The organism is Streptomyces sp. NPDC001219 (assembly GCF_053597915.1).
Genome location: NZ_JBSFJF010000131.1, coordinates 1 through 9,482, shown reverse-complemented (window position 1 = coordinate 9,482; position 9,482 = coordinate 1). Strand labels below are relative to the sequence as shown.

General features: G+C 70.3%; 7 protein-coding genes and 1 pseudogene. 3 read left to right on the top strand and 5 right to left on the bottom strand.

What is annotated here, in order from left to right; translation table 11 throughout:
* The first annotated feature begins 282 nt into the window (after nt 1-282).
* A complete protein-coding gene (tsaD, locus tag ACWC9R_RS36470; RefSeq protein ID WP_450738117.1) occupies nt 283-1,362 on the top strand; it encodes a tRNA (adenosine(37)-N6)-threonylcarbamoyltransferase complex transferase subunit TsaD in 1,080 nt (359 codons plus the stop codon).
* Nucleotides 1,363-1,462: 100 nt separating this feature from the next.
* Here tsaD and ACWC9R_RS36465 read toward each other — a convergent pair.
* Nucleotides 1,463-1,885, bottom strand: a pseudogene (locus ACWC9R_RS36465) (enoyl-CoA hydratase-related protein); the annotation flags it as partial.
* A gap of 62 nt (nt 1,886-1,947) precedes the next feature.
* Between ACWC9R_RS36465 and ACWC9R_RS36460 the strand changes: the two are divergent.
* The gene (locus ACWC9R_RS36460) at nt 1,948-2,526 is read left to right on the top strand and encodes a hypothetical protein (RefSeq protein ID WP_450738116.1); all 579 of its coding nucleotides are present in this window, start codon (nt 1,948-1,950) and stop codon (nt 2,524-2,526) included.
* Between the two features lie 91 nt (nt 2,527-2,617).
* Here ACWC9R_RS36460 and ACWC9R_RS36455 read toward each other — a convergent pair whose 3' ends face one another.
* The 4 genes from ACWC9R_RS36455 to ACWC9R_RS36440 all read right to left on the bottom strand — a co-directional run bounded on the left by ACWC9R_RS36455 (nt 2,618) and on the right by ACWC9R_RS36440 (nt 8,187).
* A complete protein-coding gene (locus tag ACWC9R_RS36455; protein WP_450738114.1) occupies nt 2,618-4,972 on the bottom strand; it encodes an ATP-binding protein in 2,355 nt (784 codons plus the stop codon).
* A 238-nt stretch (nt 4,973-5,210) separates the two neighbouring features.
* The gene (locus tag ACWC9R_RS36450; RefSeq protein ID WP_450738112.1) at nt 5,211-6,005 is read right to left on the bottom strand and encodes an alpha/beta fold hydrolase; all 795 of its coding nucleotides are present in this window, start codon (nt 6,003-6,005) and stop codon (nt 5,211-5,213) included.
* Between the two features lie 164 nt (nt 6,006-6,169).
* Nucleotides 6,170-7,072 (bottom strand): NADP-dependent oxidoreductase, encoded by a 903-nt coding sequence (locus tag ACWC9R_RS36445; RefSeq protein ID WP_450738110.1) that lies wholly within the window; start codon nt 7,070-7,072, stop codon nt 6,170-6,172.
* A 44-nt stretch (nt 7,073-7,116) separates the two neighbouring features.
* The gene (locus ACWC9R_RS36440) at nt 7,117-8,187 is read right to left on the bottom strand and encodes an alkene reductase (protein WP_450738109.1); all 1,071 of its coding nucleotides are present in this window, start codon (nt 8,185-8,187) and stop codon (nt 7,117-7,119) included.
* Between the two features lie 248 nt (nt 8,188-8,435).
* Between ACWC9R_RS36440 and ACWC9R_RS36435 the strand changes: the two genes are divergently transcribed.
* Nucleotides 8,436-9,008 (top strand): MarR family winged helix-turn-helix transcriptional regulator, encoded by a 573-nt coding sequence (locus ACWC9R_RS36435; RefSeq protein ID WP_450738107.1) that lies wholly within the window; start codon nt 8,436-8,438, stop codon nt 9,006-9,008.
* The last annotated feature ends 474 nt before the right edge of the window (nt 9,009-9,482 follow it).

Below are 9,482 nucleotides of genomic sequence, written 5' to 3'. Positions count from 1 at the left end.
GCCACCCGCTACGACAAGACCGCCGAGTCCTACCAAGCAGCCGTCACCCTCGCATCACTCCTGATGTGGGCGTGACATTTGAAGACAACTCCTAGGGCGTGTCCGCGACCTATCACTGCACAAGATGTGCAGCCCCGGTCCCGGCCGGCAGCGCGCACAGACGCTGAGGGGAGCGCTCGACCAGGGCTCGGCGGTCCCCCGACCCGGTGAGCAGCGGCGCTTATTGCACATTCCTTGCAACTACAATCTAGGGGCAAAGAATAGCGTCGTAAGGGAGTGGCCATGCCTCGTGGGCGGATCGTGCTCGGTATCGAGTCGTCGTGCGATGAGACCGGCGCCGGGATCGTCTCGGACGGGCGGCTGCTCGCCCACGTGGTGGCGTCGAGCATGGACGAGCACGCCCGGTTCGGCGGGGTGGTCCCGGAGATCGCGGCCCGCGCGCACCTGCACGCCTTCAACCCGGTGGTGAAGGAGGCCCTGGAGCAGGCGGGCCTGCGGCTGTCGGACGTCGACGCGGTCGCGGTCACCACGGGCCCGGGACTGTCGGGCGCCCTGCAGGTGGGCCTGGCCGGCGCGAAGGCCCTGGCCTATGGGGCGGGGGTGCCGCTGTATGGAGTGCACCACCTGGCCGGGCACGTCGCGGCCGACACCCTGGAGCACGGGCCGTTGCCCGACCCGTGCATGGTGCTGATCGTCTCCGGCGGTCACACCTCACTGCTGCTGGTGCGCGACCTCGTACGCGATCCGATCCTGCACCTGGGCGACACGATCGACGATGCGGCCGGCGAGTGCTTCGACAAGGCGGCCCGGGTGTTCGGCCTGCCCTACCCCGGCGGGCCGGCGATCGACCGGGCGGCCCGGGGCGGGAACCCGTGCGCGGTCGCCTTCCCGCGCCCGCTGATCGGCGCCAAGGACGATCCGTACGCCTTCTCCTTCTCCGGCCTGAAGACGGCGGCGGCGCGGTGGGCCGAGCAGCACCGGCAGCGCGGCGAGGAACTGCCGCTGGCCGACGGGGCCGCCTCGCTCCAGGAGGCGATCGCGGATGTCCTGACCCGCAAGGCGCTGGCCGCCTGCCGGGAGTACGAGGTGCGGACGCTGGTCGTGGTCGGCGGTGTGGCGGCCAACTCCCGCGTCCGGGCCCTGGCCGAGGAGCGGTGTGCGAGCGCCGGAGTGGCGTTGCGGGTGCCCCCGTTGACGCTGTGCACCGACAACGGGGCGATGATCGCCGCGGTCGGTGACCTCCTGGTCCGTGCCGATGCCGCTCCGGCCCAGCTGGACGTGTCGATCGACCCGTCGGCGCCCCTGCATTACGCCGCGCTGCACCCCGTCGACACCCGGTCGGCCGCGTCGACAGCCGCGTGAACGCCGTGCGTACGTCTGCCCGCGGTGACCGCGGTGCCGCCCGTCGGTGGGGCGCGGGTGAGCCCTGTCGCCGGAGTCAGGGCTCACACCGAACGCGGCCGCACATCTCCCTCGCCTTGGCCTTGCCGACGGCGCGGGTCAGGCGCTGGGAGCCGCCGATGCCCGGGATGACACCGAGCTTGATCTCGGGCTGCCCGAAGACGGCGGTATCGGCGGCCAGCAGGATGTCGCAGAGCATGGCGAGTTCGCAGCCGCCGCCGAGGGCGAAGCCGGAGACGGCCGCGACCGTCGGGGTGCGCAGCCGCCCCAGCCGGTCCCAGGCGGTGAACCAGTCGCTCAGGTACATGTCGAGATAGCCCTGCGGCGCCATCTCCTTGATGTCGGCTCCGGCGGCGAACGCCTTCGCCGAGCCGGCGAGGACGATGCAGCCGACGTCCGGGTCCCGGTCCAGCGCTTCGGTGGCCGCGACGACTTCGGTCATGACCTGGAGGCTGAGGGCGTTGAGCTTGGACGTCCTAGTAAGTCCACCCCGCCCCGCCGCGCGGAGCCCCCCAGGCCGTCCGGCTGCTGGACGCCGACACCAAATTGCTCAGTCTGAAGCCGCGGACCCTGGGCGACGTACTGGACTGCCTGGTCGAGGTGGGCGCACAGCTCGGCGTACGCGAACGTGCCGAGCGGCGGCGGGAGCAGCTCCGCGCCCGCCTGGCGAGGGTGGAGCAGCTGACCGCCGGGCGTCCGCGTCCGCGTGTGGTGGCCGTCGAGTGGCTCGACCCGCTCTGGCCCGCGGGGCACTGGGTTCCGGAGCAGATCACCTGCGCCGGTGGCACGCCGCTGCTCGCGGCGCCGGGCGAGCACACCAGGCCGATGGAGTGGGCCGCGGTACGTGCCGCGCGCCCCGACGTACTTCTCGTTCTGCCCTGCGGTTTCAGCCCCGACCGCACGCTGCGGGAGCGCGGTCGGCTCACTGGACTGCCGGGCTGGGAGGAGCTGCCCGCCGTGCGCGACGACACCGTCTGGGTCCTCGACGGGCCCGCGTACCTCAACCGGCCGGGCCCCAGGGTGGTCCGGGGCGCGGAAGTCCTGGCCCACATCCTGCACTCCGTCGAGCCGGGCGATCCCGTGCTGCCGGGTGAGGCGACCCGGCTGTCCGAAGCGGGAGGCTGACCGGGCACCGGCCGGGACCACGCGCCGAGGGCTCGTGCCGCCGTCGAACGGGTCCTGACCGACCGGCATCGGAACCGGGACGAACTCCAGGTCAGTTCGAGGGGAGGGACAGCCCCCGGGCGTTCTGTCCGCTGACGTACCAGGCGGCGATTTGCGCACGTGAGCTGAATCCGAGCTTGGTGAGGATGCGCTGGACGTGCCCCTCGGCCGTGCGGGGGGCGATGACCAGGCGCGTCGCGATCTCCTTGTTGGTCAGGCCCTCGGATACCAGCTTGGCGATCTGCCGTTCTCTTGGCGTCAAGTCCGGCTCCTCACCGCTGACTTGCCGCTGCTCGCCGGCCGGGGTCGTCGTTCCGAGCGCGTAGTCGACCGCTGCCTGTTCGGACAGGTCGCGGCCACGCTGGAAGGCGGCGTCATAGCGGTCGTCGCCCAGGGCCGCGCGGACCGCGCCGATGTGCTGATGGTGCACCACGCCCACCGGCTGAAAGGTGTCCGGTGCGGTGCCGACCGTTCGCCACATGGCGGCGGCGGCACCGCTCAGGGTCGCCGCTCGGACATGACGCGCCTGACGTTCGCTCACCCAGGCGAGGACTTCGAAGGCGAAGGCCATCAGGACCTTGGCGCTCACCCGGCGGCGCAGGTTCAGGGCCTCGCGCGCCGCCGCTTCCGCGCGCGCCAGATCGTGGTCCAGCTCGACGAAGGAGAGGGCCAGCAGGGCCCAGGAGCGCCAGATCACCTCTCCGCGCTGCACGGTGAGGGCAACTGCCTCCTCCAGGAGGGCCAGACCCCGCTCCCGCTGCCCCTTGAGCCCGAGGATGAATCCGTGGAGGGACATCGCGAGGAGCTTGCCGCTGACATCGTGCCCCGAGCTGAAGCCGGACAGGGCGTCACCGGTGAGCCGCTCCGCCTTCTCGATGTCTCCCGAGGACGCGGCTTTCACCCCCTCCACGAGCGTCACGTACGCGCTTTCCTTGGTGAGGCCGAGGTTCCTGGCCAATTCAGCAGCCTCGGCGAGCTGCGCCTGCGCGGCGTCGACGTCACCTTGCAGCAGCGCGACCCAGCCGTTTCGGCGCAACGCCGAGGTCCGCTCCGGCGAAGGCTCGGAGCTTGCCGCCAGAGCTTGGTCGAGCCAGTGGCGCGTCACGCTGTTGAATCCCTGGACACCCAAATAGGTCCCCAGTTTGTCCGCCATGCGCAGCGCGACGACGGCGTCACCGGGCTGGGTGAGGCAAAAGCCAAGAGCCTCACGCAAGTTGGCGTGCTCGTGCCGCAGCCGCAGAATCCAGGAATCCTGGTCCGGTCCCATCCATTCGGCCTGGAATTGCTCCACCATGCGGACGTACCAGTCGCGATGGCGACGGTGGACGGCGACATACTCGTCGGCCGCCACAAGCCGGGCCTCGCCGTACTCCCGTATGGTCTCCAGCATCCGATAGCGCACGCAGCCATCACGCTCGTCGCGGACCAGGATGGATTTGTCGACGAGCGAGAAGACGATATTGCGTATCTCCTCCGGCGCCATTCCCTCACCGGCACCGACGTATTCGATGCCGTCCAGGTCGAAGCTGCCCGAGAATGCCGAAGCCCGTGCCCAGAGCTGTTGTTCGGGCGGCGAGCACAGGTCGTAGCTCCAGTCGATCAGCGCCTGCAGCGTGCGTTGCCGGGTGGGTGCGTTCCGGGGGCTGACGGTGAGCAGGCGATAGCGTTCGGACAGGCGCTCCTCGATCTGACCGAGCGACAGGGCGCGCAACCACACCGTGGCCAGCTCGATCGCCAGCGGAATCCCGTCGAGCGCGCGACACAGCCGGGCGATCGCCGCGCAGTCCTGGCCGGGGAGACTGAACCCGGGCAGAACGGCCCCGGCACGGTCGACGAACAGCTTCACCGAGTCGTACTGCGTCAGCGCATCCGGCGAGGGCACCGCTTCCGCACTGGGTACCGGCAGCGGAGGAACGACCAATGTCGTCTCGCCGTACACGCCGAGCGACTGCCGGCTCGTCGCCAGGATCTGCACCTGTGGACACGCGCGCACGACGACATCGATGAACAGCGCGCAGTCGTCGATCAGGTGCTCACAGTTATCAAGCGTGAGAAGCACCTCGCGGGATCTGAGGTACTCGATAATCATGTCGATCGTGGTGCGCGAGGGTTGGTCGTGCAGGCCGAGCTGTGCCGCCACCGTGTGCGCGAACAGCGAGGAATCCCGCAATTCGGCCAGCTCGACGAAGCGCACGCCGTCCCGGAAACTCCGCCGCATGGCGGCGGCCACGTGCAGGGCAAGGCGCGTCTTGCCCACCCCTCCGGGGCCGGTGAGCGTCAAAAGCCTTGAGGTTGCCAGCAGTCGTTTCGCATCGGTCACCTGCTGCCGCCGGCCGACAAAACTAGTGACATCAACCGGAAGGGTCTCGACACCCTCCAGGACGTTGGGCCGAGCCACGGAAGTCATACTTCCGGAGATTAATCGACCCCCGAACGGGATAAAAATCTACTGGAAAGTAGTTTGTGACAGGGAGTTTGAGCGTCGCCGCGTGGCCGGTCGCTCGGGGTCAGCGGCTTGCCCTCGGCCGGCAGAACGCCTCCGGAGACCTGTCACTTCACGGACCGACACCTCCCCTTTTGGACCTGCCTGCCACCGCTGGTGGGGGCCGCCTCGGCTGCGGCCTGACCCCCACCAGCGGTGAGTCTCAGGCGCGGTGCTGGTCGAGGAAGTCGGTGATGAGCTTCTGCCACTCCTCGGGGCGCTCCACCATGGGCAGGTGGCCGGTGTGCATCTCCACGAGCTGGGCGCCGGGGATGGTGTCGGCGAGCTGGTGGTGCATGCGGGTGGAGGTGAACTCGTCCTGGGTGGTGGAGACGACCAGGGTGGGCACCTTGATGTGCGGCAGGTCGTCGCGGACGTCGACCCGGGGGGCCAGGTCGGCGTGCTCGGGGGTGCCCTCCGCGATGCTGGCGGCGGTGAACCCGATCGCCTGCTGGAGCTGCTCGTCCGGCATCGCCTGCAGCGCGTCGGCGCCCAGAGCCATCATCGTCAGGTACTCGGCCAGCAGTTCGCGGTCGCCCGACTCGGCCAGCTTGCGCCAGACGGAAGCGGCGAGCGCGAGGTGGTTGTCCCGGTGGGGGAAGGTGGCGGTCAGCACGAGGGCGGTGACGCGCTCGGGGTGACGGGCGGCGGCGCGGATGGCGACGGGGCCGCCGAGGGAGTAACCGGACAGCGCGAAGGTGTCCAGGCCCTCGGCGACGGCGGCCGCGATGAGCTGGTCGGCCAGGTCGTCCAGCTGCAGCGGTGTGGTGGAGCGGGGGGTGTCGCCACTGCCGGGGTAGTCGATGCCGACGACGGTGTGGCCGGCTGCCAGGCCGTCCAGTATCGGGCCGTAGGTGCCGACCACGCTGCTGCCGGCCCCGTGGGCCAGCGCGAGGCCGGGGCCGGAGCCCAGGACGGTGCGGGAGAAGGTCGCTTCGGGCAGGGTGCGCGCGGACATGGTGGGTTCCGTTCTTCGAGGGATATCGGGGTCAAGTGGTTCTTGGGCGCTGCGATCTGGGCGGATGCATTCCGGAGAAGGCAGCGGGGCCCGGCCGTCGGTGGTGAGTGCGCAGGTGGCGGTCCCGGGCGGGAGCCGGTCGCGGACCGCGGCCAGCCGGGGAATCAGGGCAGCAGGACGGCCTTGCCGCGGTTGCGGTGGGCTTCCAGGTCGGTGTGGGCCTGCGCGGCCTCCGCCAGGGGGTAGGTGCGCCAGACCGGCACCGTGAGCGTGCCGTCGGCGGCGCTCCGCACCAGCTCCGGCAGGGTTTCGGCCTGGTCGGCGGCGCCCGCGCTGAAGCGGACGCCGTGCTGCGCGGCGGACAGGTCGGCGATGGTGATGACGTGTGCGCTGTCACCGGTCAGGGCGACGGACTCGGCGAGCACGCCGGCGCCGGAGGCGTCGATGACGTGGTCGACTCCCTGGGGAGCTGCGGCCTGCACGCGCTCCACCCAGCCGTCGCCGTAGCGGACAGCGGTGGCTCCGAGTGCGGTGAGAAGGTCGTCGTCGTGTGCGCCGACCGTTCCGATGACGGTGATGCCGCGGGCCACGGCCAGCTGTACCGCGATGACGCCCACGCTCCCGGCGGCGCCGTGGATCAGCAGGGTCTGCCCCGCTTGCACACCCGACTGACCGAGGACGCGGAACGCGGTCTGGCCGACGGTGACCAGCGAGGCGGCGACCTCCCAGGACAGGGCCGCGGGCTTGGCCACTGCCCGGTCGAGCAGGGCGTACTCGCCGTAGCTGCCGCCGGCCGTGGCACCGAGGACCTCGTCCCCGACGGCCGCCTCGGCTCCCTCGCCGACCGCGTCGACGACACCGGCGGCGTCCAGGCCCGGGATCACGGGGAAGTGCGCGGGGACCTTGCCGGCCATCAGGCCGGACCGGATCTTCATGTCGAGGGGGTTCACGGAGGCCGCCCGCACCCGGATTCGGACCTGGCCCGGGCCCGGCTCCGGCGTGTCGACCGCTGACAGCTGCAGCACGTCGGGGGCGCCGTATGCGGAGAAGGTGATCGCTTGGGACATCAGAAACTCCCGTAGGGGTGTGGAACCTGGTCAGGGGTTCCCGGTCAGGCGGTGAGGGTGGGGTAGTCGGTGTAGCCGCGGTGGTCGCCGCCGTAGAAGGTGGCCTTGTCCGGGGTGTTGAACGGACCACCGGCGGCCAGGCGGGCCGGGAGGTCGGGGTTGGCCAGGAACAGCGCCCCGTAGGCCACCATGTCCGCGCTGCCGTCCTCGACCAGCTCCAGCGCGTCCGGGCCGGTGGCGTCCGGATAGGTGAACGGGTTGAGGACGAACGTGCCGGGCCAGGCCTTGCGCAGCCGCGCGGTCAGGGAGCGGTCCGGGCCCTCCATCAGGTGCAGATAGGCCAGGTCCAGGGCGGCGAGCCGGTCCAGCAGCGCCGCGTAGACCTCGGTCGGGTCGTCCTCGGCGATGTCGTTGTAGACGTTCCCGGGCGAGATCCGCAGACCCACCCGGTGGCTGCCGATCGCCTCGGCCACGGCGGTGACAACCTCCACCGCGAACCGGATACGGCCCTCGGTGTCGCCGCCCCAGGCGTCGGTGCGCAGGTTGGTGTTGGGCGCGAGGAACTGGTGGATCAGGTAGCCGTTGGCACCGTGGAGTTCCACGCCGTCGAAGCCGGCCTCGATCGCGTTACGGGCCGCGTCGGCGAAGTCGGCGACGGTCTGGCGGATCTCCGCCTCGGTCAGCTCCTTCGGCGTCACGTACTCCTTCGGGCCCTGGTGCGTGTACACCTGGCCCTTGGCGGCCACCGGCGACGGCGCGACCGGCGCCAGGCCCTCGGGCAGCAGGCTGGGGTGGCCGATCCGGCCGGTGTGCATCAGCTGGGCGAAGATCGCGCCGCCGTCGCGGTGCACGGCGTCGGTCACCGTCCGCCATGCCTGGACCTGCCCGGCCGTGTGCAGACCGGGGGTGTCGGGGTAGCCCTGGCCGACCGGCGAGGGCTGGATGCCCTCCGTGACGAGCAGTCCCGCGGTGGCGCGCTGCGCGTAGTACGTCGCCATCAGCTCGGTCGGCTCGGCACCGGGCCCGTACGCACGGCTGCGGGTCATCGGAGCCATTACGACGCGGCTGGTCAGGCGCTTGCCGCCCAGGTCGATCGGATCGAAAGCAGTGGTCATGGCCTCTTCCTCTGGATAGGTGTCGCTCTACGGCTCAGGCGCTCCGCCGCCCGCAGCGACCAATGCCTGTCCGAACAAGTAAATCATCTGTCCGAACAAGTGGATCACCAGTAGCCATTCCCGAGATCCACTGTGAAGCACGCCATATCCAGCATCTGCCCATGTCGCACGGGAGGCGCGTCGGACTCCACGACGAGACATGGCCAGCAAGTACACTCAAGTTGTTCAGGCAAGTAATCGAGGAACAAATGACACAGTTCACCCCGGAGGCCGGATGGGGTTCCACGGGACCGGGGCAGGAGGCCACCGTCCCGGTCCCGGCCGCGGCCGGCAGCGGTCCGATCAGCCACGCGATCTTCCGCCTGGCCCGGCTGCACCGCATGTTCGCGGGGCGGCATCTGCGCCGCATCGGTCTCCACCCGGGCCAGGAGCTGGTCATGATGCACCTGTGGGAACTGGGCGCACAGCGGCAGACGGACCTGGTGCGGCTGATGGACTCCGACGCCACCACCATGACCCGTACCGTGCGGCGCCTGGAGCAGGCCGGTTTTGTCCGCCGCCGCTCACTCACCGACAGGCGCGCGTCACTCATCGAACCCACCGCCGCCAGCCACGCCCTGCGCCGGGAGGTCGAGCAGAGCTGGAGCCACCTCGAGGACCTGGTGGCCGCGGACCTCTCGGTCGACGAGCGCACCGCGGCCCTGCACACGCTGGAACGCCTGGAACGCAACCTCGTACGGGCCGCTGCCGATCCCCCCTGCACGCACGAGGAGTGTGAGCACCTCGACGGCGACCAGGGACCAGCCGGTGGACGCACCTGACGGTCACGCTCAACGCACGGCCCGGCACTGCGGGACACGGACGCTTACACCGCTCCGGCATGACAAACCAATTCCCCGTACATCAATAGGCGCTTACGCGGTCTGCCACCTCACGTGAGCCGTCCACGCGACGGCCCCTCGGTCCCACTCCGTAAGTCGCCTGCACAGGGACCGGAAGCAGCAGCCCCCTCACTCTCCCGGCACCCCGCGGTTTTCAGCAGGGGAGAAATACGCGTAGCACTACCTGCTCCGGGCGCTACCTGATCCGCACGCCGCCCGGCAGCGATGGGGGCACGTCCTGTTCACGGCGCCGCGATGCCGTCGGCCGGGGTGGTCCCATCCGACAAACGCCCTGACGCCTGTCTGCGCATCGCCACCGACCTAGTGACCTGAGTCAGAGATTCGTCGTTGGTTGGGTATGAGTCGTCCGGGTCCGAAGATTCCGCCGTTGTCGGTGACCGATGCGCAACGGGC